We start from the raw sequence: 25087 nt of genomic DNA on the forward strand, positions 1-25087 counted from the left end.
AGCCCCAGGAGGATGGGGCGGGTAGGGGCGGCGGGGGCGTAAAACAGGGGTTCACCTGCGCCGACGTATCCCGGCGAGCCCCAGTGGCAACGGCCACGTACCATGGGGTAAGGCCGTGGCGTGTCAAGCCCGGCAGGGCCCGCGTAACACAGACGTACGCGAGAGCCGTCCTCACCACTCCGGGAGTACGCCGCAATATGGCCACGCGCCACGACATCCGCAACGTCGCCATCGTCGCCCACGTCGACCACGGCAAGACCACCATCGTCGACGGCATGCTGAAGCAGGCCGGTGCCTTCGCCGCCCACCAGCTCGACTCCGTCGACGACCGCATGATGGACTCGAACGACCTGGAGCGTGAGAAGGGCATCACGATCCTGGCCAAGAACACGGCGGTGAAGTACCACCCCAAGGACGGGGGGGACGTCATCACCATCAACATCATCGACACCCCCGGCCACGCCGACTTCGGCGGTGAGGTGGAGCGCGGGCTGTCCATGGTCGACGGCGTCGTTCTTCTCGTCGACGCCTCCGAGGGGCCCCTCCCGCAGACCCGCTTCGTGCTGCGCAAGGCCCTCCAGGCGCGCCTGCCGATCATCCTGTGCATCAACAAGACGGACCGGCCCGACGCGCGCATCGACGAGGTCGTCAACGAGACCTACGACCTCTTCCTGGACCTCGACGCCGACGAGGAGCAGATCGAGTTCCCGATCGTCTACGCGTGTGGGCGGGACGGCATCGCCTCCCTCACCAAGCCCGACGACGGGACCGTGCCCTCCGACTCCACCAGCCTGGAGCCGTTCTTCTCGACGATCCTCGAGCACATCCCGGCCCCGACCTACGAAGAGGCCGCCCCGCTCCAGGCGCACGTGACGAACCTCGACGCCGACAACTTCCTCGGCCGTATCGCCCTGCTCCGCGTCCACCAGGGCGAGCTGAAGAAGGGCCAGACGGTCGCGTGGATGAAGCGCGACGGGTCCGTCAGCAACGTGCGGATCTCCGAGCTGATGATGACCGAGGCGCTCACGCGCAAGCCGGCCGAGAAGGCCGGCCCCGGTGACATCTGTGCCGTCGCCGGTATCCCGGACATCATGATCGGTGAAACGCTCGCCGACCCCGAGAACCCCGTTCCGCTGCCGCTGATCACGGTCGACGAGCCCGCGATCTCCATGACCATCGGCACCAACACCTCCCCGCTGGTCGGCCGCGGCGGCACCGGTAAGGGCGCCGACGCCAAGTCGGCGGTGAAGGACCGCAAGGTCACCGCCCGCCAGGTGAAGGACCGGCTCGACCGGGAGCTGATCGGTAACGTCAGCCTCCGGGTCCTGGACACCGAGCGCCCCGACGCCTGGGAGGTGCAGGGCCGCGGTGAGCTGGCGCTGGCCATCCTGGTGGAGCAGATGCGCCGCGAGGGCTTCGAGCTGACCATCGGCAAGCCGCAGGTCGTCACCAAGGACGTCGACGGCAAGGTCTACGAGCCCGTCGAGCGCATGACCATCGACGTGCCCGAGGAGCACATGGGCGCCGTCACCCAGCTCATGGGCGTCCGCAAGGGCCGTATGGACAACATGTCCAACCACGGGTCCGGCTGGGTGCGTATGGAGTTCGTCGTGCCCTCGCGCGGTCTCATCGGGTTCCGGACCGAGTTCCTGACCCAGACCCGCGGCACCGGCATCGGCCACTCCATCCACGAGGGCCACGAGCCCTGGTTCGGCACGCTGCAGACCCGCAACAACGGCTCGCTGGTCGCCGACCGCGCCGGTGCCGTCACCGCGTTCGCGATGACGAACCTCCAGGAGCGCGGTGTGCTCTTCACCGAGCCCGGCACCGAGGTGTACGAGGGCATGATCGTCGGCGAGAACTCGCGCTCCGACGACATGGACGTGAACATCACCAAGGAGAAGAAGCTCACCAACATGCGGTCGTCCACGGCCGATGTGGCCGAGTCGATCGTCCCGCCGCGCAAGCTGTCGCTGGAGCAGTCCCTGGAGTTCTGCCGCGACGACGAGTGCGTGGAGGTCACCCCGGAGGCCGTGCGCATCCGCAAGGTGAACCTGGACGCCCGCGAGCGCGCCCGCGCCGCGAGCCGCGCCAAGCACGGCTGAGTATCGGACACTTGAGCCCGGGCTCCCCCGTCACGGGGGAGCCCGGGCTTTTTTGCAAGCCGTTTTCCTGTGGCCGAGAACCCGTGTTGTGTCCGAAATACGGAGAACCTCGCCCGATAGCCATGTAACACGTCCGTTTCGCCACGTTCTCCGGTTAACACTTTGTCCGGATTTTGGAAGATCTATGCGCCAGCTGTGACTGAATTGAGATTTACCGACGGTGGTCGGTAACTGGCTCATGGCAGATAGTTATCGGCAGCGCTCGGGTCAATGGGTCTCGCACTGTGGGGACAGTGCCCGATTCACGAGCAACAGGCGGTTGCCTGATCCTCCGTCAGGGGTGTCGGAGGGGGAGGGCGCACACCTCCTACGCGCGTCCGGCTGCGGAGTTCCGTACGCCTCGCTTTGGCTTACCCATACGAGCGAAACGGGCGAAACGTGACAAGTCCTATCGGTATTGAGGGTGGTGGCACCTCGGTCATCGCGGACGGCGAACCTCCGCCGAACGCGAAGGGCGAGGACGAGCAGCTCATCGGGCGGTCGCCCGGCCGGCTGATGTGGATCCGCTTCAAACGCGACCGCACCGGTGTGATCTCGGCGTACGTCGTCATCTTCTTCTTCCTGATCGGCCTGCTCGCACCGGTCATCTCCTGGCTGTACGGCAAGAACCCGTACACGGTGTACGCCGACGAACGCCCCGAGCTGTTCGACAGCGCCGGTGTGCCGGTGCAGCCCAACGGCGGGATCAGCGGCGAGTTCTGGTTCGGCCTCGAACCGGGGAACGGCTACGACGTCTTCACCAAGCTGCTCTACGGCATCCGGACCTCGCTGGGGATCGCGGTCGCGGTCACCCTCGCGACCGTGCTCACCGGCATCGTCCTCGGCGTCACAGCCGGCTATCTCGGCGGCAGGACGGACTACTGGATCAGCCGGGTCATCGACTTCCTGCTCGCCTTCCCGGCCCAGCTGTTCTTCATCGCCAGCATGCCCGTCGTGGTCTCCCTGTTCGTCAGCCCGCGCGACGAGACACCCGTCTACGTCCGGGTCGTCGCCCTCATCCTGGTGATGTGGTTCCTGGGCTGGATGAGCCTCGGGCGGATCCTCAGAGGCACCACACTCGCCCTGCGGGAACGGGAGTTCATCGAGGCCGCCAAGGTCAGCGGGGCCCCTCCGGGGCGGATCATCCGCAAGGAGATCCTGCCGAACGTGGTCACGCCGATCCTGGTGCAGAGCACGTACATGCTCCCCAACTTCGTGACCGCGGAGGCCGGTCTGAGCTTTCTGGGCGTGGGCATCGTCGAACCGACGCCGGACTGGGGGCAGATGTTCTCCAAGGCGTCCACCGAGCTCGTGATGCAGAACGACATCACCTACATGTTCTTCCCGGGCGTCTCGATGATCATCTTCGTCGTCGCGTTCAACCTGCTCGGGGACTCCGTCAGAGACGCCTTCGACCCCAAGACGGCGCGCTGACGCACTGGTCGGCACTTGGCACTTGGCACTCAACGCTTGGCAGTTCCTTGGCACTGGTGACACACAGATGGGTGGAAACTGAGTGATGAGCAGGAGCGAACGCCATGTACACGCCGCGATCGCAGTGCTCGCGGCCACTGCACTCGTGCTGACCGGGTGCAGCTCGGGCGGCAGCAAGGGCGGTGGCAACGACAAGGAGCAGCAGGAGAACGCCGAACGGCAGAAGGCGTTGATCGAGTTCGGTGACGCCGCGGCCTCCAAGGGCCCCGCCGCCGAGGTTCCGGGCGCCAAGTCCGGCGGCACCATCTCGGTGCCCGCCCGCGACAGTTACGCCCACCTCGACCCGGCCCAGATCTACGTCTTCAACGAGATGCAGGTCGGCCTGCTGCTGCACAGAGGGCTCACCGGCTACAAGGCGACCAGCAACGACGGCAGCAAGCACGAGGTCGTCGGCGACCTCGCCACCGACTCCGGCACCACCACGGACGGCGGCAGGACCTGGAAGTACACCCTCAAGGACGGCATCAAGTTCGAGGACGGCTCCGCGATCACCTCCGCCGACATCCGGCACACCTTCGAGCGGCAGTTCGCGCCCTTCATCAACCAGGGTCCGCCGTACGTCCAGCAGTGGCTGGCCGACACCCCGGGTGCCGACTACCGCAAGCTGCTGCCCGACGGCCCGTTCAAGGGCAAGCACCTCCCGGACAGCATCCTGGAGACACCGGACGCGAAGACGGTCGTCTTCAAGTTCAAGAAGCCCCGCCCCGACCTGCCGTACGCGCTGGCCATGACGGGGTACGCGGCCGTCTCCCAGAAGGGCGACACCAAGGAGAAGTACGACAAGGCGCCGGTGGCGTCCGGGCCTTACAAGATCCAGTCGTTCAAGTCCGGCAAGTCGATGGTGCTGGTGCGGAACACGAACTGGGACCCGGCCACCGACCCGATCCGCCACCAGTACGTCGACAGGTTCGACATCACCTTCAACCAGCAGTACGAGGACTCCACCAAGGCGCTGGTCGCCGACAGCGGCGTGGACCGGACATCTGTCAGCTGGCAGAACTCGGTCGACGCGGGCAACCTGTCGAAGGTCCTGAACGACCCGAAGATGAAGTCCCGCACGGTCATCGGCTACCAGCCGTACGTCGGCCAGATCAACATCAACACCAGCCACAAGGCGATGCAGGACAAGAAGGTCCGCGAGGCCATCGCCTACGCGCTGCCGGTCTCACCGTTCGTGCGGGCCTACGGCGGCAGCGCCGCGATGGAGGTCGCGGGCGGCATCATCAGCCCGACCGTCAGCGGCTACGACCCCTCCTTCGACCCGTGGGGCAAGAAGAAGAACCCCGCGGGTGACCCCGCCAAGGCCAAGAAGATCCTCCAGGAGGCCGGAAAGGTCGGCACGAAGCTGACCTTCGGCTACATGAACTCCCAGGAGGGCCAGGCGTACTCCACCGCCATGGCGGCGGGTCTGGAGAAGGCCGGCTTCGACGTCCAGCGTCAGGAGATCCCGGCCGAGACGTACTTCGACCAGGTCAGCAAGCTCGACAACAACTACGACATCTTCCACACCTCGTGGGGTGCCGACTGGCCCTCCGCCTCGACCGTGATCCCGCCGCTGTACGACGGCCGGGCGATCGCGGAAGGTGCGCAGAACTACTCGCAGATCAACGACCCGAAGATCAACAGCGAGATCGACCGCATCAGCCTGATCAGCGATCCGGCCAAGGCCGCGGCCGAGTGGGAGAAGCTCGGCGAGTACATCGTGAAGGACGTCGTCAACATCGTCCCGACCGCCTACTACAAGCAGGTCCAGATCGCCGGATCCAAGATCGGCGGTCTCGTCTACGACGATGTCGTCGGCGGCGTCGACCCGCGCCGACTGTACGTCAAGTAACCCCGCCCGCCCGGCATCCGGTGGCCACCGCCCGTGCGAGGGGCACCGGATGCCGCCAGGGCCGCTCCGGCAGGATCCGCCGGAGCGGCCCTGGGCCAGCCGACGTCTGGGAGCTGCCTGCCATGCTGCGCTTTCTGGTCCGCCGGTCCCTCGGCGCCGTCGTCATTCTCTTTCTGCTGAGCATCGTCACGTTCCTGCTGTTCTTCGGGATGCCGCGTGACCCGGCGCTCCTGATGTGCGGCAAGACGTGCACCCCGGCCAACCTGGAGAACCTGCACCGGGTGCTCGGGCTCGACAAGCCGATCCCCGAGCAGTACTGGATCTTCCTCACCAACCTCGTCTCGGGCAGCGACGGCTTCGCCCAGGGGCCTTGCCCGGCCCCCTGCTTCGGCTACTCGTACCACTCCAACGAGCAGGTCTGGGGCACCCTGATGGACCGCCTGCCCACCACCGTCTCGCTCACCCTCGGCGGAGCGGTCTTCTTCCTGGTCATCGGCCTGGGCACCGGCCTGATCGCCGCGTGGAAGCGTGGCACGCTGATCGACAAGACCTTCACGGGCGGCGCCATGGTGATCAGCTCGATGCAGATCTACTTCCTCGGCCCGCTGGCCCTGGCGATCCTCGTCTACCAGACGCAGATCTTCGACAAGCCCGCCTACCACGACTTCACCGCGAACCCGGCCGCCTGGTTCGGGGGGCTGATCATCCCGTGGGTGGTGCTGTCGACGATCTTCGCCTCGCAGTACACCCGTATGTCCCGCTCGTCGATGATCGAGCAGCTCCAGGAGGAACACGTCCGCACCGCCCGCGCCAAGGGCATGTCCAGACGGTACGTCTTCTTCCGCTACGCCTGGCGCGGTTCGCTGATCCCCATCGTCACCATCTTCGGCATCGACCTCGGCTCGCTGCTCGGCGGTGCCATCATCACGGAGTACACCTTCGGACTTCCGGGGCTCGGCCGGCTGGCGGTGGAGTCGGTGTTCTTCAGCGACCTGCCGCTGCTGCTGGGCGTGATGCTGTTCTCCGCCACCATGATCCTGCTCTGCAACATCGTCGTCGACGCCGCGTACGCCTTCATCGACCCGCGGGTGCGGCTGGCCTAGGCCGCACCGGGGAACCCTTTCCAGAGGACCTGTTGAGGACCTGTTGAGGAGCACTGACGTGACCACTCTGACCAAGGAAGCCGGCGCCCCCGTCCCGGCCGGCGCGGACGCGTTCCTCTCGGTGCGGGACCTGCATGTCAGCTTCAGGACCGAGGACGGCGTCGTACGGGCCGTGGACGGGCTCTCCTTCGACCTGGAGCGCGGCAGGACGCTGGGCATCGTGGGGGAGTCCGGCTCGGGGAAGTCGGTGACGAACCTGACGATCCTCGGGCTGCACAACCCGATGTTCACCACCGTCGAGGGCGAGATCCTCCTGGAGGGACAGGAGCTGACCACCGCCCGGGAGTCCGAACTGGAGAAGCTGCGCGGCAACAAGGTCGCCATGATCTTCCAGGACCCGCTCACCGCGTTGTCGCCGTACTACACGGTGGGCCGGCAGATCGCCGAGCCGTACATGAAGCACATGCGCGCCTCGAAGAAGGCGGCCTGGGAGCGGGCGGTGGAGATGCTGGACAAGGTCGGCATCCCCAACCCGGGCCAGCGGGCGAAGGACTATCCGCACCAGTTCTCCGGCGGTATGCGCCAGCGCGCGATGATCGCCATGGCGCTGGTCTGCGACCCCGACCTGCTGATCGCCGACGAGCCGACCACCGCCCTGGACGTCACGGTCCAGGCGCAGATCCTGGACCTGCTGAAGGACCTGCAACAGGAGTTCGGCTCGGCGATCATCTTCATCACCCACGACCTCGGGGTCATCGCCGACATGGCCGACGACATCATGGTGATGTACGCGGGCGGGGCGGTGGAGCGCGGCACGGTGCACGAGGTGCTGCGCGCGCCCCAACACCCTTACACCTGGGGTCTGTTGAATTCGATGCCGCGCCTGGACTCGGACCCGCATGCCCCGCTGGCGCCCATCCCTGGCACCCCGCCGTCCCTGCTCCACCCGCCCTCCGGCTGCCGCTTCCACCCCCGCTGCACCTTCCAGGACCGGGTCGGCGGCACCCGCTGTGTCACGGAGGTCCCGCTGCTCGGCCCGGACCGCTCCTCGGCCTGCCATCTGACGGCGGACCAGAAGCGGACCATCTTCGAGGAGGAGATCAGGCCCCGCCTGCGCTGACGCCCCGTTTCGCTCCCCGTTCCGTTCCGCCACCGATTCGCTCCCCGATCCGCTCTTCGATCAGCCCCGTCTGAGGAGGACTACGGCTATGACAGAGGACCTCGTCCTCCCCGCACCCCGCGAGGCCGCCACCGACGCCCCCGGCGAACCGCTGCTGGAGGTGGCGGGGCTCGTGAAGCACTTCCCGGTCAAGGGCGGCTTCCCGATCCGCCGCACGGTCGGCCAGGTGCAGGCCGTCGACGGCATCGACCTGACGGTCCATGTCGGCGAGAGCTTCGGGCTGGTGGGGGAGTCGGGCTGCGGCAAGTCGACGACCGGACGCCTGATCACCAAGCTGCTGGAGCCGACGGGCGGCAGGATCGCGTACCGGGGCAAGGACATCACGCACGCCACGCGCCGCCAGCTGGCGCCGATCCGCTCCGAGATCCAGATGATCTTCCAGGACCCGTACTCCTCGCTGAACCCGCGCCAGACGGTCGGCAAGATCATCTCGGGTCCGATGGAGATCAACCGGATCGAGCCGGAGGGAGGACGGGAGAAGCGGGTCCGTGAGCTGCTGGAGATCGTCGGTCTCAACCCGGAGCACTACAACCGCTTCCCGCACGAGTTCTCCGGCGGCCAGCGCCAACGGATCGGCGTGGCACGTGCGTTGTCGCTCGACCCCAAGCTGATCGTGGCGGACGAACCGGTCTCGGCGCTGGATGTCTCGATCCAGGCGCAGGTGGTGAACCTGCTCCAGAAGGTCCAGCAGGAACTCGGCATCGCGTTCCTGTTCATCGCCCACGACCTGGCCGTCGTACGGCACTTCGTCGTACGGCACTTCTCGCAGCGCGTGGCGGTGATGTATCTCGGCAAGGTGATCGAGGTCGGCGACCGCGACTCCATCTACACCCGCCCCCGGCACCCCTACACCCACGCCCTGCTGTCCGCCGTGCCCGAGGTGAACGTGGGCGCCGAGGACGACGAGGAGGTGCCCCAGCGGGAGCGGATCCGCCTCGCCGGTGATGTGCCGTCCCCGATCTCCCCGCCCTCCGGCTGCCGTTTCCGCACCCGCTGCTGGAAGGCGGAGGACAAGTGCGCGGCCGAGGAACCGCCCCTGATCCAGCTCTCCGGCAACCACGCGGGCCACCTGACGGCCTGCCACTTCCCGGAGGAGCCGACGATCGAGGCGCGGGACGAGGACATCGTGCTGGATCCGGCGCTGGCGGCGCTGGAGGAGGACGCGGACGACTAGCTAGCCCGTCGCCCGGATCAGGCCGGCGTCCCCGCGGCCACGGTGATGATCTCGGGGCTGGTGGGAGTGAGCGGCCCCCGGCCCCAGTCGCCGTACCGTTCGACGACGGTGAGGCCGGCCTCGTGGAGGAAGGCGTCCAGGGCGTCGGGGGCGAGGAAGCGGAGGGTGCTGCGGCTGACGACGGGGGCCTGCCAGCCGTCGCAGGCGAACGTCTCGGTGAAGGTCACGCGATCCCCGACGACGGGCCCCTCGACCTGGTGCCACACCCGTACGACCCGGCCGGCCCCGTCGTCGGCCTTCCGTACCCGCTCCGGCGTCCACGCCTCCCAGGCCCGCGCCGCCGGGTTCCGCGTCTCGAACACGAACCGCCCGCCCTCGGCGAGCGCCGCGCGCACGGCACGCAGACAGCGACGTATGTCCTCGTCCCGGAGAAGCACCTGGAAGGCATGCCCGGTCATCACGACCAGATCGAAGGCGTGCCGCCAGTCCCTCGCGAGCAGATCCCCGAGCACCCACTCGACACCGGGCTCCTGCCGCCGTGCCTGCACGAGCATCGCGGCGGCCGGATCAAGCCCCACGAGCCGCCCCGGCTGCCCGGCGGCCCGCGCCCGCCCGAGCAGCCGCCCGGTCCCGCAGCCGACGTCGAGCACGGCCCTGGCGGACATCACGTACCCGAGACAGAAGTCGTCACCCGGCCCCCACGGGTTGAGGGCGTCGTACAACGCGGCGAGCGACAGATCCGCGAACGAACGATCGACCATTCGCGGCAGTGTGCCACAACTCCCCTTGTCCTACGCCGGTTTCGGGCGGGCTTCGGGGTCCTTCAGCGCGGGGCTCGGCGCCGCGTGACAATGCGCGCCGTCGACGCCACGACGCTGCGGACGCCGCGGTGCTCCGGGCTCGCGTCGGGGGCCTTCAGCGTAGGACTCGGCCCCGCAGGACAATGCGTCGTGGGTGCCGGAGCACCGCCGGCTCCCGTCGCGGATCCACGTCGTACACGGTGACGTCGGCGAGGCCGCCCTCGACCAGGCCCGGTAGGCCCAGGAAGTCCCGGGCCGCCCAGCTCGCCGCGCCCACCGCGACGTCGGTGGGCAGGCCGGCGGCGATGAGGTGCTCCACCTCGGTGGCGACGTTGCCGAACGGGGTGGAGTCGGTGCCGGCTAGGACCGTGACGCCGGCGTCATGGGCCTCGCGGACCCGGCGGATCATGATGCGGTGGCCCTCGTGCCAGAGGCGGCCGCGAGGGTTGTCCTTGATGCGGGGTGCGCTGCGGGCGAAGGCGGTCAGCGTGGGGACGTAGGCGGTGGAGTGTGCGGCCATCAGCTCCACGCACTCCTGCGGCATCCCCATCCCGTGCTCGATCGAGTCGATCCCGGCACGCGCGGCGTTGAGCACTCCCTGCGCCGACTGACAGTGCGCGGCGACCCGCCCCCCGGCCGCGTGCACCGCGTCGGTGACGGCGCGCAGGATGTCGTACGGCACCGGATCCGCCTCGAAGTCCCAGTCCCCCATGAGCTTGCACCAGCCGTCGTGGGCCTTGGCCTCCGCGACGGCCGCGGTCACGAGGTCGTCGGTGACGGCGTGGAAGTCGGCGCTCTGGGACAGGCCCGCCCACGCCAGCCAGCGCCCCGCCGTGATCATGCGGGGCGCGTCCGGCGCCTCGCGCATCCCGTCCGGGATCTCGCCCAGCAGCCCCGGGAACCGCAAGGCGGTCGTCCCGGCGTCCCGGTGCGCGGCGATCTGCTCGGCGAACGCGTCGGGGTCGAAGACGGGTTCACTCTCGGACGGGGACCCGGGGTGGGTGTGCACGTCGACCAGTCCCGGGAGCAGGTAGCCGCCGTCGGCCACCGTCTCCGCCTCGATCGACGGGCGGTCGAAGGTGATGCGGTCGCCGAGGATCCAGAGGTCGCGGGTGGCGCCGTGGGGGAGGACGGTGCCGCGTAAGTGAAGGGCCATGACCAGGAAGTCTCACCGCCCGGGCCGGTCAACGGCAAGCCACGCGGCACCTGGCGATGCCGGGCGGCGGCGGTGCGCCACCCGCTGAGGGCCGTCAAGTCCCGCGCCGCGGCCCCGTGTTCGGTGAGATGCGAATCCGTGGGCAGGGCCCGACGCGCCGTGCTCCAATCCATTCGCCGGCCCGCTGATACCAGCAGGCAGTTGATCCCCTGTGAGGAGGTGTCTCATGGAGAACCTGGCCGTGATCGAGGTCGACGAGGACATCGTCGAGTTCGACTCGAACGAGGAGAACGCCGCCAACGTTGCCAACGTCGCGAACGTTGCCAACGTGGCGAACGTCGCCAATGTCGCGAACGTGGCGAACGTTGCCAACGTCGCGAACGTGGCCAACGTTGCCAATGTCGCCAACGTTGCGAACGTTGCGAACGTTGCCAACGTGGCGAACGTCGCCAACGTCTGATGCAGGCAGTGGCGAGAGCCGTTCCGGCTCTCGCCACGTCAGATCCGCGCTTCCGGGAAGAAAAGGACTCACCGAGGATGGGGAACTCCGCGATCCAGGAGAAGATGGACGCGGCCCGAAAACTGGGCCACGCGCTGGCGGCCGACGCCGGGGGAGCCATCGACTCCGTCTACATTGCCGGGAGCCTGACCGCCGGCCTCGGCAACCCCACGAGTGACGCGGACCTGTTCGTACTGCTCAGGCCCGGCGTTCCGGTCCCGGACGACGCGGGGCAGTACACCGTCGACGGCCACCGGGTCGACGTCGAGCGATTCCCCCTGGACGAGGTCGAGGCCACGGTCGAGGAGGTCGTCGGCTTCGAGTTGAGCCGGGACAGCCTCACCGACCTGCACAAGCTGCCGAAGAAACTGGACTTCGTCCTCCGGCTGAACTCCTCCGAGACGGTGGTCGAGTCGGAGGCCCTGCTGTCGATGAGGCGGCGGATCGCCGACTCCGCGGCGGCCCTTCGCCGCACGGCGATCAACTACTCCGCCATCGCCCTCAACGGCCATCTGGAGGACTTCCTCGGGGCCGCGTCGGAGGGTGACCTGGACACGGCCGCATTCGCCGGTCAGGACCTCGTCGCCTATGCGGGAAAGGCCCTCGCGGCCGCCTCGGGCGACCTCTACTTCAGCAACAAGTGGGTGTACAAGCAGCTCACCCGCACCCCGATCGACGGATTTCCGCTGGACCTGTTCCGCCACTACCAGCGGGGCGTCTGGACCGAGCGGGGCACCGCCGCCGCCGAGTCGCTGGTGCTGTTCACCCAGACGTGCGTCGCCGTCAGCCAGCTGCTCGCGGAGGCCGGTGTGCCGCTCGACGCCTGGCCGTCCTGGCAGCCCGGCACCCAGGGAACGCGCCTGTGGCGCAACACCACGTTCAACGTGCTGCGGGTCTCCGAGGGCGTGCTCCTGCACTGGGAACTCAACCGCCAGCTCGTCCTGAAGGAGCAGCCGGCCTACGTCTGGGCGCTGTGCGACGGACGTTCGGTGGACGAGATCGTGGCCGGCGTGCGCTCCCTGGGCGAGAGCGTGCCGGCCCTGGAGGGCGTGACGAGGGAGCGTGTCGAGGCCGTCCTCGCCGCCCTCCAGAAGAGGGGGCTCGTCGGCACCGAGCCGTTCTCCTCCCTCGGCACGGTCTGACCGAGGCGGGTGGCGGTGTCGAATCTCCTGCGTCCGGTCGCACCGGACACCGGACGCCTGCTGGAGCTCGCCGACTGGGCCGTCGGCGAGCTGGGAGCGGGTGCGGACTACGTACAGGTCTTCGCCGAGTCGACCCTCCATGTGAAGGTGGAGTGCGTCGACGGCGAGGTGCTGGCGGTCTGCGTGGAGCCCCGTGACGGGCTCTGCTGTCTGGTGACGAAGGACGGCCTGTGGCGGTTCAAGGCGGTGGCTCCCTCACAACTGCCCGCCCTGGCGGGCTGGCGCGGCGCCGCGGGCTCCGCCGCCGCGCCGCCCTGGGAGCCCTCGGCCACCGCCGACGGGTTCACTCCGCTCGCCGCCCCCGCCTGGTCCGTTCCCGACCACCCGGGGTCCGGCCCCGCGCACACCATCCGGTCGGTGGAGGACTTCGTCTGCCGCAACACCGCCGTGGCTGACACGAACGGAGTCCGCTCCCGCACCACCACGCGGACGCTGCGCCAGCGCGTGGAGGCGACCGTCACGGTGCACGGTCGCCGCTACCGCGGTCTGAACCGCTGGCTCAGCAACGGTGCGGAGGAACGGGCCCACCCCGGCGCCCACGAGATCTCCCGGGTCGCCCTGGAACACGCGAGGAACTCGGCCGCGGCGGTCATGACCGGCCGGCACCGGACTCCCGTGGTCTTCGGCCCCGCGGCAGCCGCCGGATTCCTGCACGAACTCGTCGGTCACGCGCTGGAGGCCGACAACTTCTCGCTCGGCAGCGACTACATCACGCGGCTGCGCGAGCCCGGAAACGTTCCCGCCGCACTCACCCTCCGGGACGACGCCACGGTGGCACACGGGTACGGCTCGTACGCGATCGACGACGAGGGGCGAGCGGCAGGCGTCACCACGCTGCTGGAGAACGGGGAGATCGGCGCACCGCTGACCGCCATGCGGGCCGCGCAGCGGGGCGGCCACCGGCCCACGGCCAACGGCCGGCGTCAGGACTACCGGTTCCTCGCGATTCCCCGGGCCACCAACACCGTCGCCCTCCCCGGGCCGGACGACCCCGGCCGGCTGTCCGAGGACCCGCGAAACGGAGTGCTCCAGGTCGGCTGTCTCGGCGCCGGAATGATCAATCTGAGCACGGGCGAGTTCTCCTTCGCGGCTCTCAACTGCTCCTACGTCACACCGGCCGGCGATCGGGTCCCCGTGCGCGACGTGAGCCTGGTGGGTGACGCGCTCGCGACGCTGGCCCGCCTGGAGGGCATCGGGTCGGACTTCGGCGGCGACAACGTCACCTGCGGCAAGCAGGGTCAGTCCCTTGGAATCGGGATCTACTCCCCGTCGATGCGCTACGCGGCGCTTGATTGGAGTGCGGGATGAGGCGCCTGCACAGCCGGACCGACGAGGCGCTGGCGTTCGCGGACGCCGTCGAAAGCGGCCTGAAGCCGGTGGAGCGGTCCTTCACGTACATCAGCCGGACCGGGCGGCGCGGCCTGGGTATCGACCCCTCCGGTGCCGCCAGACTGACCGTCCAGAACGGCAAGCTCGGCGGCTATGTGCTGCTGTCGCGCGACCGCCACGAGCTCTATGTGCACACGCCCGACATGGCCGTCGGCGAGGCGTCCCGGGTTCTGGAGGCCGGCCGGGCGCAGATCTCGCTGGGCGGTCCGCGCAGGGCCGCGACGTCCGGGGTGCTGCACCCGGATGCCGCGGTCACGGGCGACGGCTGGCACAACGTCGGGGAGTCGGACGAGCTGGAGCAGCTCGCCGCCGAACCCGGACCGCTGCTGGAGCGCCTGACGGACGGCACCGGACCGGAATGCGCCCTGCGCGCGGTGAACGTGACCGAGGTGCTGAGCGAGTCCGTCTGCGCGGCTTCGGAGGGAACGCGCGCGGTGAGCAGGTGCCGTGGGGTGGAACTGCATGCCACAGCGGCCGACACCGACGGCGCCGTCGGTGCCTCGCTGTCCCGCTGCGCGGCCACGCTGGATCGGGTGGACGCGGTCGGGCTGGGGCGTGAACTCGCGCTCACCGTACGGGCGTTGGCCCCGCCCGCAGCCGACTTCGACGGGCCCGAGGTGTGCTTCACCCCGTCGGCGGCAGCGCAGCTGCTGCGCGCGGTCGTGGCCAGTCTGCTGCTCAACCCGATGGTGGACTGCCCCCCGTTGGGTCTGGCACTGGTGGACGACGGGCGGGCCGAGGACGGTCCGGCGGCCCACGGATTCGACTGTGAGGGCACGCCCACCGGAGCCATGGAGCTCGTGACCCGCCGGGGCACCCAGCGGGGCATCGCCACCCGGCTCACGTCGGTGGCGGGGACGGACGGCGCTCCGGTGGACCGGCTGACGGGACACGCCCGCTGGGATCCGGTCCGCAACCTCCCGCTGCCGGCCGCGACGAACGTACGGCTGGAGCCCGCCGACCGCCTGGCGGACCCCTGGGCCGGTGAGCGCTGTGTCGTGGCCGACGTCCGCAGCCTCGGTGTGGAGGAGCACCGGTCGAGCGGGAAGCTGGCCTTCCGGTTGCTCGCCGTCCGTGCCGTCGACGGCGTACCCGCGCACGCGTACACACCGATGGTGGTGGAGGGGGAGGCCGCCGCCTTCCTGGCCGCGATCACGGGCGTGGGCGAGACCGTTTCCTACTACCCCGGGCCCTTCGCCGTCGGTGGCGCCGACCTGGTGATGGATCTTTCCCGACTGCGTTCGAAGAGTGAGGCGTGATCATGTCGACTCAGCGTGGCCTCCACGTGACCAACCTGTGCCGCGAGTTCACCGCGCGCGACGGGAAAGTGCGCCGGGCGGTGGACGACGTCAGTCTCACCGTGGGCGCGGGGGAGCTGGTGTCCGTGCTCGGGCCCAACGGGGCGGGCAAGACCACCACGGTCCGCATGCTGACCGGTCTGCTCATGCCGACCTCGGGCACGGTCCTGGTCGACGGGCACGATGTGGTGCGGGACCGCCGCCGGGCCGCCCTGGCCTGCGGCTTCAGCCTCGGCGGGGACACGGGCCTGTATCCCCGGCTGACGGCCCAGCAGAACCTCACGTTCTTCGGCATGATGTACGGCCTGCGGGGCAAGGCCCTCAGGAACAGGGCCGGGGAGCTCCTGGCGGCCGTGGACCTCCAGCACCGGGCCGATGACGTGGTGGGCTCCTTCTCCCGCGGGATGAAGCAGCGGCTGCACCTGGCGCGTTCGCTGCTGCACGACCCGGCCGTCCTGATCCTCGACGAACCGTCGGCGGGCCTCGACCCGCAGTCGGCCGCGGCCATGCGCGCACTGGTCGCCCGGCTGTCCGGTGAGGGGCGCAGCATTCTGCTGACGACCCACGACATGCGTGAGGCCGAGGAACTCAGCGACCGCATCGTGCTCATGAAGGACGGCCGCATCCAGACCGAGTCCACCGCTTCCGAGCTGCGCCTGGCGGCGGCCGAACGGCACGGCCACACGGTGAACGTCGTCTTCGCCGGCGGCACGGTGCCCGACGAGATGGCCGCCTGCCCCGGGATGCTCAGCGAGCAGCGGGACGGGGGGAGCGTGACCCTGCGGGCGATCGACGGCGCGGGCACGGTGCAGTGGGTCCTGACGAACTTTCCCGGCCGGACGGTGAGCGTGTCGGTCACCCCGCCCACCCTCGAAGAGGTCTTCCTGGAGATGGTGAGCGCCACGTGAACGCCACTTTCCTGCGGTCCGCGGCCGATCAGCTCCGCATGCACGCCAAGAGCCCCATGTCCACCTTCATGGCCGTGGCCTTCCCCTGTGCCTTCGCGTTCGTCATCCGGAGCAACGCCGCGGAAGGACACCGGTCGGCGGAACTCACCGCCGACCTGTCCGTCGGCACCGCGGGCATCGGCATGTTGGACGCGATCATCGTCATGGTGGTCTTCAGCCTCCTCGGCGAGAAGCAGTGGAAGACGCTCTACGCGGCTCTCGGCAGCCCCGGCGGCCTGGTGCCCGTCGTGCTCGGGCGGCTGGGCGGCATCGTGGTCCAGTCCCTGATCGCGCTTCCGGGCACGTTCGTGGTCCTGGCGCTGTTCTGGGGCATCGACAGCGGCTTCGCCTGGGGGCGCTGGCTGGTCGGCGGGGTGCTGCTCGCGCTGGCCACCGCCTCCGTGGTGGGGCTGCTCGCCGTGGCGGTGCTCCGCTTCCCCTACTCCGCCGGCATGACCAACGGACTGACCGGCCTGCTGATGGCCCTCTCCGCGCTGATCGTCCCGCAGTCCGCGCTGCCGGGACCGGTGCGGGCGGCCGCCTTCGTGCTGCCCCAGTCGCACGTCATGGCGTGGGTGCGCGACGGCGCGCTCGGCGACATCGCGGCCGCTGTGCTGCTCACCGTCTGCTACGCGGTTCTGGTCGTGCTGCTGGTCCACCGGCTGGAGGCAGCAGTCCGCCGGAAGTCCGTTCCCCTGGAGGTCTGATCATGACCACCGTGCTGAGAGGAGCTCTGCTCTCCTACAAGGCGCTGTTCACCTGGCTCAACCCGCTCGGCTACCTGAGCTCACGCATCGTCCGGCCGGTCGGCATGGCGATCGCCTTCATCTCCCTCTCCTCCTACTACGGCGCCGCGATCGGGAGGATGCTCATCGGCTCCAGCCTGTTGGCGGGTGCCGGGGCGGTCATCTACGGAATGGCCCTGTCGGTCGGCAACGAACGGTCCTACGGCACCCTGGGGACCTGGCTCGCGGCGCCGCAGAACAAGCTCGCCGCGGCATGTCAGCGTGCGCTGCCGCACATCGCGGACGGCGTCTTCGGCGGTCTGTGGACCTACCTCGCGTGCGGTCTGCTGTACGGGGAAATGCCCCTCGGAGTACTGCCGTTCACCGGACTGCTGACCCTCGCCGTGCTGACCACCGCCGGGTTCGGCCTCGCCCTGTCCGCGCTGGCGCTCGTGGTCGAGGACCTGTTCATCGGGCCCAACGCCGCCGAGCTGGTCCTGATGATGCTCACGGGGACACTCGTCCCCTACGACCGGCTGCCCGGCTTCCTCCAGCCGGTCAGCGACGTTCTTCCGCTCACCCACATCATGGCCGCGGTGACCGACCGGCTGGCCGGATCGGGCTGGAACACACGGCAGTTGCTCACCGAAGCCGCCGTGGGAGCGGGCTGGTTCGTGGTGAGTTCCTGCTTCCTGTTCTGGACGGTGAAGCGGGCCTCCCACCGGACGGAGCTGGCATGACTTCGGCCGGCCGCCAGAGAGTACAAGCCAACCGTGAGGCCACGTGACAAACCTGGAAATCGAGCGCAAGTTCAAGATCGAAGACGGCTGGGAGGTGCCGCCCGGCGCGACCTCGGAGCAGGTGAGACAGGCCTATCTGACCGCTCGGGGGGCCGACCCGGAGATCCGGGTGCGGGCCAAGGGCGCCAAGCGGGTCCTGACCGTGAAGTCCTCCGCCCCTGACGCGGGCCCGCTGGTGCGCCGGGAGGTCGAGTTCGAGATCGCACCCGATGTCTTCGAGCAGCTCTGGGAGTTGTCCCGCGGCGAATGCCTGGACAAGCGGCGCTGGAACGTGCCGTACGACGGCCGGACGGTGACGGTCGACGTCTACGAGGGGCCGTTGGCGGGACTGCGGGTCGCCGAGATCGAGTTCGACAGTGTCGACGAGGCCGGCGCCTTCGAGCCTCCCGAGTGGTTCGGCGCGGAACTCACGGGTGATCCGGCCTGGAGCAACCGTGAACTGGCCGCGGCCCGCGCCCCGAGCGGGACCGTTCTCCCGGACCCGGCCCCCTGACAACGGGTTTCGGGAGTACGAATATCGGCCGCTCATTTCCAGCCAACAACCACAAGGTGGATGCCGTAGCGAACCCGGACTCAATCGGTCTCAAAGGGAATTCGCCTCGCCGGTTGCACAGATGCAAATACCTCCGCGCATCTGTGCAACCGCGCGGCTCGGGTAGTCAGTCGCTCGATGAGGTACGCTTGGAAGCTGCCATCGGGCTCTCTGTTTCACCAAATGGGGTGGTGTGAAAGGTGCTTCCGGTGGCGTGAACTGGGGGTGGGGGAGTTCATGTCAGCGATTGTTCGATCCCGTTTTTCCTTTGAGCCTGATTCGCCGCCTCTCCCTGAGGGCGAGCTTCTGCGGGCTGTGACGCATGCCCGTGAGCGCCTGCATCAGGCGGTACGGGAAGCGGATGAGATCTCGGCCAGGATCGAGGCGGCCGCGAGCGGACTCGTACGAATGCGGGATACGCACCAGACCGCGGTGAACGCGGAACTCGTTGTCGGGCAGGAGCGCATCGCGACGCTGCTGAACAGCATGTCCTCGCTCGCCCAAGAGGAAATCATCTCGATGCACCCGGGTGTCGTCCTGTCCCCGAACGAGCTGGCCAAGGGCAGGCATCGCAATCGCAGCCTGCCCGAGGGCGTCGCCATGCGCACCATCCACCTCACCCCGATGAGCCGGGTGCCCCACGGCGCGGCGCACCTCCGGTCGCTGGTCGAGAGCGGCATGTCCGTGCGCCTCGCCAACGCGCTCCCCTTCCGCCTCATCGTCGTCGACCGGCACTGGGCGATGGTCCCGGCCCCGGACGTCGAGGACGAGGTCGCCCTGCTGCTGTTCCGCGGGGGAAGCATGGTCAAGCTTCTGACCAAGGTGTTCGAGCACTGCTGGCTCATGGCCTCCCCGGTGCTGGCGGCCGAGGACAACGGGGGCGGCGAGCTCAGCCCCCAACAGCGGGTCATGCTCAGGGCGATGGCGTCCGGGATGAAGGACGAGGCCGTCGCCCGCGAACTGGGCGTGTCCATCCGCACCTACCGGCGTCTCCTCGCCAACCTCATGGAACTCATGGGCGTCGAGTCCCGCTTCCAGGCCGGAGCGAAGGCCATGAGCATGGGGTGGCTCGACTGACCGTGCGGCCGGAGCGTCCGGCGACGGCCAGGTCCGCTGCCGGACCATGAACGCTCCGCTTCCCGCCTAGCCCCAGATGAGATCGTTGGTGGTGGCTTCCAGGGTCGACGCGCTGTTGCCGGCGTGAACGTCCGTTTCCTTGGCCGGGGAGATTTCCGCTGCCGCGAAGAAGGGGCTGGCCGCGGCAAGGGCGATGCCGGCGATCACGGCGATACGCTGGACGGGGCTCAGGCCGGGTATCTGCGGATTCCGGTTGCGCGAAGTGTCTGCCACGTGAGTTCTCTTCTATTCCTCAGGCCCGGGAAGCTGCGGCTCTCGTTTCTCCGGGAGCGAATCACTCGATAGTCACGATTCTTCTTGCGCGACGGAATCAGAACAACCCTTCGAGGTGGCGCAGATCGGCCATGGCAGGAAAAGGCCGGGGTGCGTCCTCTTCAGGGGACTTCTGGAAGGGCGCCATTCCGGTTTCGTGGGCGGCGCCGAAGGTGATGCCGAGGGCCGAGGACCTGGTGGGCGGCGAGGGCGGTGTCGATGAGCGCCCGTGGTGGGGCAGCCGGGTGCCTCGCCCCGGCTCCGTGCCGACGCGCCTCAGGGCGGTGCCGGGCGCTTGCCGCTTCCGTTAATTCAACGGGCTGCATATGGGAATTGGCGCAGTGCAGCACACGTACACCACACTGCGGTCAGTGGCGGCGGAAAATCAACCCGGTCGGCATGGCCGCCACCGGCCATGGCACGCATGCGCCAAACGGAAAGTGCCCCAAACAGGGCAGTCGGTCGGCCCGCGAGATTTAATGTTGACGCGATTCAAAGTCAGGGCTTACGTTGATGCGGCTTCCCTCTCGGCTCCTAGGAATGGCGCGATGATGTAGGTCAAGGGAGCATGCTGAGTCATCCTTCACGACCGGCTCGGGTTCCGCACCGGAAGAGTTCCATTCGAGAGAAACGCGGCGGCTTTGAGTAACACACAGAATCTCCTGACGATCGGCTCCCTGGGCTCTACCGAATTCGCCCTGCACGGAAAGCCGTCCATTAGATGGGGCGACCTGCCGCAACGGGTCGGCAAGAAGTCCGCGCGACGCTATCAGAAAGTTCTGCTGCTCAATCCCGCGGCTACCCTGTACCGGCACGACCTGCCACGCTGCACGTATCCGCTCGGTATCGGATACCTCGCGGCGGTCCTGGAGAAGTACGACTACGAGGTCAAGGTCCTCGATGTGTTCGCCGAGGGCTACTACAACGCCCAGCCGGTCGAGGGCGATTCACAGTTCCTGCGGTACGGGCTGTCGGACGACGACGTCGTCAAGGTGATGCGCGATTTCGGCCCCGACGTCATCGGCGTCTCCAGCATCTTCAGCAACCAGGCCGACAACGTGCACAACCTGCTGCGCCTGGCGGACCTGGTGGCACCCGAGGCCGTGACGGCCATCGGAGGCGCCCACGCCCGGTACTTCCCCAAGGCGTGCCTGGAGGACCCCAATCTCGACGCCGTGTTCCTCGGCGAAGGCGAGATGACCTTCCTGCTGTGGATGGAGTACCTCAACGGCACCGTGCGCGAGGAGGAGGTCCACGGCATCGCGCTGCGGGACCGGGACGGCGCCATCCGGATCAAGCCCGAACTGCCGCTCATCAGCTCCATGCGCCCGGAGGGCCCCGAGCACGGGAAGTCGTCTCCCATGCTGAGCATGGCCGGGGAACTGGACCACATTCCGTTCCCCGCCTGGCACCACTACAACATGGAGAAGTACTTCGAGATCAAGGCCTACCAGTCGCCGTACACGGTCGGCTCCCGGGTGGGCCAGCTGTACACCAGTCGCGGTTGCACGGCGCACTGCACCTTCTGCACGACCACTCACTTCTGGGGCCAGAAGCTTCGGCGGCGGAGCGTGGACAACGTCGTGAACGAGGTGGTGCGGCTGCGCGACGAGTACGGGATCGACGAGTTCCATATCCAGGACGACAACATCACGAACGACATGGACCACGCCCGTGAACTCTTCCGGGCGTTCCGTGAGGTGGGTCTGCCCTGGGCGACACCTCAGGGCACGGCGCTGTGGCGGATGGACGAAGAACTGCTCGAACTCATGGCGGAGTCCGGGGCCTACCAGGTGACGTTCGCCATCGAGAGCGGAGTGCAGCGCGTCCTCAAGGAGCTCATCAAGAAGCCACTCAATCTCCAGCGCACCTCACACCTCATCAAGTACGCCCGGGGCCTCGGAATGCACGTGCACGGGTTCTTCATCATCGGAATGCCGCCGATGTTCGGACACGAGGGCGAGACGATCGAGGAGATGCAGGCCTCCTACGACTATGCCGAGGAGGCGGGCTTCAACAGCGCATCCTTCTTCGCGGCGTCACCGATCGTCGGTTCCGAACTCCTCCGTGAATGCATTCGACAGGGCTTCGTGGACCAGCAGGAGTCCCTGTACCGGATGACCTACAAGCAGGGAATCATCAACGTTCCCGGTTTGTGGGGCGGCGAGGAGATCGCCGAGCTCGCCGCGAAGTTCAACCGGGACTTCAACGCGCGTAAGGAACGTGCCTACACGCCGCAGAAGCAGTGGAACGAACAGCAGTACTGACTTCAGGGAGGAAAAAGTGAGCAACACCATGACGGCGAGTGGCTTCGGAGCGCGGCTCAAGGAGCGGCGCGAGCAGGTCAAGATGGATCACGCCGCCCTGGCCAAGCTTCTCGGCGAGACCCCGGACACGGTCGCCGCCTGGGAGAACGGCGACGGCGGAGAACTCACGCTGACGCAGCTCGCCAAGATCGCGGACGTGCTCGGCACCTCGATCGGAGCGTTGACGCCGCCGGCCGAGAGCGACCTGAACAACGGGGTCGTCATCCAGCTCCCCGAGGACCGTCCGATCCTCAAGGGCGTGCGCGACAACGTCGACTACTACGTCTACAACTGCCTGGTCCGCACCAAGAGGGCGCCCTCGCTGGTTCCCCTGGTGGTCGACGTGCTCACGGACAACCCCGACGAGGCGAAGTTCAACTCGGGCCACGCCGGCAACGAGTTCCTCTTCGTGCTGGAGGGCGAGATCCACATGAAGTGGGGCGACGCCGACAACCCCCAGGAGGCGGTGCTCCCGACCGGGGCCAGCCTGTTCGTCGAGGAGCACGTGCCGCACGCCTTCACCGCGGCCAAGGGCACGGGCAGCGCCAAGCTCATCGCCGTGAACTTCTGACGTCCGCCGTTACGGGTGGGGCACCCCCACCCGTAACACCGGTCGGCTGTCGGATCTGCCGAGTTGTTGCTGAACGAATGGGAACGGCGTGATGAGCGGGGCAGGTCCCGGGGGCACCGGGTCGCAGGGGTTCGGCCCCGGCACGATCGTCGAACGGCGTGACGTGCTGGACGGCCGTACCTGGATCTCCTACCCGGTGCGGGTAGTGGTGGACAGCCCCCGCCTGGTGGCTCTCTACCTGTCGCGGGGCACCCAACTCCGGTTCGGTGAAGGCCCGTTCAGCTGGGGGCCCCACCCCTGGAAGCGGATCGGCGACCGGTGGCAGAGCGCCGGCGTCCTCCAACTGCACCGACCGGGCAGGGGGCACTCCGTGTGGGTGTCGAAGGACCCGGAGACCGGCGCGTTCGAGAAGTGGTACGTCAACCTGGAGGCACCCCTGCGCAGGAACGCCACCGGGTTCAGCACGCTGGACCACGAGATCGACCTCATCGTGCCGACGGGGACGAACGTGTGCCGGTGGAAGGACCTCGACAAGTTCGAACTGCGGGTGCGGCGAGGGCATTTCACCCCCGAGGAAGCGGCCGCGATACGTGCGGAGGCGGCGAGCGTCGCACGGTCGGTCGCCGAGGGCACGCAGTGGTGGGAGAGCGGCTGGTCGCTGTGGGAGGCGCCGGGCGACTGGGGCCCGCTTTCGTTGCAGACTTCCGAAAGGGAAGGGTTCTAGGGGAATGACCCCGGATTTCTTGGCCGTCAAGGTGGGCGGCAGCCTGTTCTCACGCAAGAACGAGCCCGGGCACGTGGACGAGACGGCCGTGTCGCGGTTCGCCAGGAGCTTCACCAAGCTCAGCCGCGCGTTTCCCGGCCGCATGGTCCTCATCAGCGGCGGCGGCGCCTTCGGGCACGGGGCCATCCGTCATCACGACACCGCGAACAACCTCTCGCTCGCCGCCCTGACCGAGGCCACGTTCGAGGTGAAGAAGAGGTGGGCCGCACAGCTGCGTGCGGAGGGGGCGGACGCCTTCCCGCTGCAACTCGCGGCGATGTGCACGCTCCGGGACGGTGCCCCGGAACTCGGGTCGCCCGTCCTGCGGGAGTTGCTGGACCGGGGCGTCGTGCCGGTCCTGGCGGGTGACGCCCTGCTCGACGAGCGGGGAGGCCTGCGCACCTTCTCCAGCGACCGTGTACCGGAGGCACTGCTGCCGCTGGTCACCGGTCGCCTGCGGGTGGTCACCCTGACCGACGTGGACGGGATCATCACCGACGGCGCCGGGGGAGACCGGATCCTGGCGGAGGTCGACGCCCGATCGCCCGAGGATGCCTACGCGGCGCTGTGGGGGAGCAGCGAGTGGGACGCGACCGGCGCCATGCACACGAAGCTGGACGCCCTGGTCGCGTGCGCCCGCGCCGGAGCCGAGTGCTTCATCATGCGCGGCGACCCCGGAACGGAACTCGACTTCCTGGCCGACCCCTACGACGCATGGCCGTCGCATGTGCGGTCCACCCGGATCATCGCGTCGGGCACGGACTGAGGAGAGCACGGGGACCATGGAAAACCTCACGATACGCAGCAGCCGGCTGGTCGATCTCAATCTGCTCAGGGTCAGGGTCGCCTCGAACCTTGAGGAGTTCCCCGCCTATTCCTACTTCTCGTCCTTCTGCGCGGACCAGCAGGCGACGGCCGACTACGAGGTCGTCTGCGTCGATCTGGACCGGGACGAGATACCGGAGTCGGTCTACGCGGACAAGGTGGACAAGACCTTCAGGGGCAAGCGTTTCAAGGCCGGTTATTTTCTCGTCCACTACTTCGGCGAACCGGCTCATCTGGTCACGGTCGGCCGGACGTTCTACGTTTTCGGCCGGGCGCTGGAGAAGACGGTCTGGCCCTATTTCGTCAAGCACATTCTGACGATCTTCTCGGCGGACCACGGTTTCCTGCATCTGAAGGCCGCCGGATTCGAGCTGCCCGGAGCGGGAGCGACCCTGCTGATCGGCCGCAACGGCGCCGGGAAGACGGTCTTCCTGGCGCAGGCGTGCCTGGCGGGGGCCCGGTTCCTCAGCAACACCCACACCCTGGTGCGTGACGGGGTCGCGCACGGCGTCCCGTCCTCGATCCGGGTACGCCGTGACCAGTGCTTCGGCGAGCTGATCGACCGGCACGGGCTGACCCCGCACATGGAGTCGGGCGACTACGTCACCGACGCGTCGACCCTCTTCGACAGTCCGCGGATCGGCAGCGCTCCGGTGCGCAACGTCGTCATCGTCGACTACAACCCCGCGTCCCCGCAGGGGCTGAACCGTATCTCCCCCGGCGCGGCCGAAGTCTTCATGGACCAGTTCTCGTTCGCGGTCACCACCTACGGGCTCAAGGACGACCTGCTGGCTCATCATGGATCCGATTTCGACGCCTACGTCGATTCCCTGGCCCGCATGCGAAGGCAGCTGACGCAGCTGGTCGAGGGAGCAGAGTGTTACCGGGCCAATGTCGACATGCTCGACATCGATTCCCGGAACGCGGCACTGAAGCAGCTAGCCGCGTGAATCAGG

General features: G+C 68.3%; 23 protein-coding genes. 20 read left to right on the top strand and 3 right to left on the bottom strand.

Annotation, left to right across the window (positions count from 1 at the left end):
* Positions 1-197: 197 nt before the first annotated feature.
* From typA to ADK36_RS42155, 6 genes are all read left to right on the top strand, one after another.
* On the top strand, positions 198-2105 hold the full coding sequence (gene typA / locus ADK36_RS42130) for a translational GTPase TypA (protein WP_048583520.1): 1908 nt from the start codon (positions 198-200) through the stop codon (positions 2103-2105).
* A gap of 438 nt (positions 2106-2543) precedes the next feature.
* Complete coding sequence (locus ADK36_RS42135) at positions 2544-3578, top strand: ABC transporter permease (RefSeq protein ID WP_048583521.1); 1035 nt, start codon at positions 2544-2546, stop codon at positions 3576-3578.
* A gap of 85 nt (positions 3579-3663) precedes the next feature.
* Entirely contained in the window at positions 3664-5472 is a 1809-nt protein-coding gene (locus ADK36_RS42140; protein WP_048583522.1) for an ABC transporter substrate-binding protein, read from the top strand.
* Between the two features lie 122 nt (positions 5473-5594).
* Positions 5595-6575 (top strand): ABC transporter permease, encoded by a 981-nt coding sequence (locus tag ADK36_RS42145; RefSeq protein WP_048583523.1) that lies wholly within the window; start codon positions 5595-5597, stop codon positions 6573-6575.
* Between the two features lie 58 nt (positions 6576-6633).
* On the top strand, positions 6634-7695 hold the full coding sequence (locus ADK36_RS42150; RefSeq protein WP_048583524.1) for an ABC transporter ATP-binding protein: 1062 nt from the start codon (positions 6634-6636) through the stop codon (positions 7693-7695).
* Positions 7696-7783: 88 nt separating this feature from the next.
* Positions 7784-8929 carry an ABC transporter ATP-binding protein gene (locus tag ADK36_RS42155; RefSeq protein WP_053201388.1) on the top strand — a complete coding sequence of 382 codons (1146 nt, stop codon included), beginning with the start codon at positions 7784-7786 and terminating at the stop codon, positions 8927-8929.
* Positions 8930-8946: 17 nt separating this feature from the next.
* Here ADK36_RS42155 and ADK36_RS42160 read toward each other — a convergent pair whose 3' ends face one another.
* Complete coding sequence (locus ADK36_RS42160; protein ID WP_053201391.1) at positions 8947-9690, bottom strand: class I SAM-dependent methyltransferase; 744 nt, start codon at positions 9688-9690, stop codon at positions 8947-8949.
* Between the two features lie 154 nt (positions 9691-9844).
* Positions 9845-10885 (bottom strand): amidohydrolase family protein, encoded by a 1041-nt coding sequence (locus ADK36_RS42165; protein ID WP_053201393.1) that lies wholly within the window; start codon positions 10883-10885, stop codon positions 9845-9847.
* A 226-nt stretch (positions 10886-11111) separates the two neighbouring features.
* Here ADK36_RS42165 and ADK36_RS42170 point away from each other — a divergent pair, with 226 nt between their 5' ends.
* The 9 genes from ADK36_RS42170 to ADK36_RS42210 all read left to right on the top strand — a co-directional run bounded on the left by ADK36_RS42170 (position 11112) and on the right by ADK36_RS42210 (position 19354).
* A complete protein-coding gene (locus ADK36_RS42170) occupies positions 11112-11345 on the top strand; it encodes a hypothetical protein (protein ID WP_030049340.1) in 234 nt (77 codons plus the stop codon).
* 77 nt (positions 11346-11422) lie between these two features.
* Entirely contained in the window at positions 11423-12526 is a 1104-nt protein-coding gene (locus ADK36_RS42175; protein ID WP_053201396.1) for a PqqD family protein, read from the top strand.
* 15 nt (positions 12527-12541) lie between these two features.
* Entirely contained in the window at positions 12542-13894 is a 1353-nt protein-coding gene (locus ADK36_RS42180) for a TldD/PmbA family protein (RefSeq protein WP_159391258.1), read from the top strand.
* Entirely contained in the window at positions 13891-15234 is a 1344-nt protein-coding gene (locus ADK36_RS42185; RefSeq protein ID WP_048583529.1) for a metallopeptidase TldD-related protein, read from the top strand. Before ADK36_RS42180 ends, ADK36_RS42185 begins: the two co-directional genes overlap by 4 nt.
* Before the next feature lie 2 nt (positions 15235-15236).
* A complete protein-coding gene (locus tag ADK36_RS42190) occupies positions 15237-16181 on the top strand; it encodes an ABC transporter ATP-binding protein (protein WP_053084705.1) in 945 nt (314 codons plus the stop codon).
* Complete coding sequence (locus ADK36_RS42195) at positions 16178-16927, top strand: ABC transporter permease (RefSeq protein WP_048583530.1); 750 nt, start codon at positions 16178-16180, stop codon at positions 16925-16927. Before ADK36_RS42190 ends, ADK36_RS42195 begins: the two co-directional genes overlap by 4 nt.
* A gap of 2 nt (positions 16928-16929) precedes the next feature.
* Positions 16930-17685, top strand: coding sequence for an ABC transporter permease (locus tag ADK36_RS42200; protein ID WP_048583531.1), 756 nt, complete (start codon positions 16930-16932; stop codon positions 17683-17685).
* 43 nt (positions 17686-17728) lie between these two features.
* Positions 17729-18238, top strand: a complete 510-nt coding sequence (locus ADK36_RS42205; RefSeq protein ID WP_048583532.1) for a CYTH domain-containing protein — start codon at positions 17729-17731, stop codon at positions 18236-18238.
* A 354-nt stretch (positions 18239-18592) separates the two neighbouring features.
* Positions 18593-19354 (top strand): helix-turn-helix transcriptional regulator, encoded by a 762-nt coding sequence (locus ADK36_RS42210; protein ID WP_053201400.1) that lies wholly within the window; start codon positions 18593-18595, stop codon positions 19352-19354.
* A 66-nt stretch (positions 19355-19420) separates the two neighbouring features.
* On the opposite strand, the gene ADK36_RS42215 is transcribed toward ADK36_RS42210, so the two are convergent.
* Positions 19421-19627, bottom strand: a complete 207-nt coding sequence (locus tag ADK36_RS42215; RefSeq protein ID WP_053201402.1) for a hypothetical protein — start codon at positions 19625-19627, stop codon at positions 19421-19423.
* Between the two features lie 680 nt (positions 19628-20307).
* Here ADK36_RS42215 and ADK36_RS42220 point away from each other — a divergent pair.
* The 5 genes from ADK36_RS42220 to ADK36_RS42240 all read left to right on the top strand — a co-directional run bounded on the left by ADK36_RS42220 (position 20308) and on the right by ADK36_RS42240 (position 25081).
* On the top strand, positions 20308-21933 hold the full coding sequence (locus tag ADK36_RS42220; RefSeq protein ID WP_234330080.1) for a B12-binding domain-containing radical SAM protein: 1626 nt from the start codon (positions 20308-20310) through the stop codon (positions 21931-21933).
* A 16-nt stretch (positions 21934-21949) separates the two neighbouring features.
* On the top strand, positions 21950-22543 hold the full coding sequence (locus ADK36_RS42225; RefSeq protein WP_048583535.1) for a helix-turn-helix domain-containing protein: 594 nt from the start codon (positions 21950-21952) through the stop codon (positions 22541-22543).
* Positions 22544-22634: 91 nt separating this feature from the next.
* Complete coding sequence (locus ADK36_RS42230) at positions 22635-23267, top strand: DUF402 domain-containing protein (protein ID WP_048583536.1); 633 nt, start codon at positions 22635-22637, stop codon at positions 23265-23267.
* 4 nt (positions 23268-23271) lie between these two features.
* Positions 23272-24072: an isopentenyl phosphate kinase family protein gene (locus ADK36_RS42235; protein WP_048583537.1), complete on the top strand. Its 801-nt coding sequence runs from the start codon at positions 23272-23274 to the stop codon at positions 24070-24072.
* 16 nt (positions 24073-24088) lie between these two features.
* A complete protein-coding gene (locus ADK36_RS42240) occupies positions 24089-25081 on the top strand; it encodes a FomB family phosphonate monophosphate kinase (protein WP_053201404.1) in 993 nt (330 codons plus the stop codon).
* Positions 25082-25087 lie beyond the last annotated feature (6 nt).

Source organism: Streptomyces viridochromogenes, assembly GCF_001270495.1.
Taxonomy (GTDB): Bacteria; Actinomycetota; Actinomycetes; order Streptomycetales; family Streptomycetaceae; genus Streptomyces; species Streptomyces viridochromogenes_A.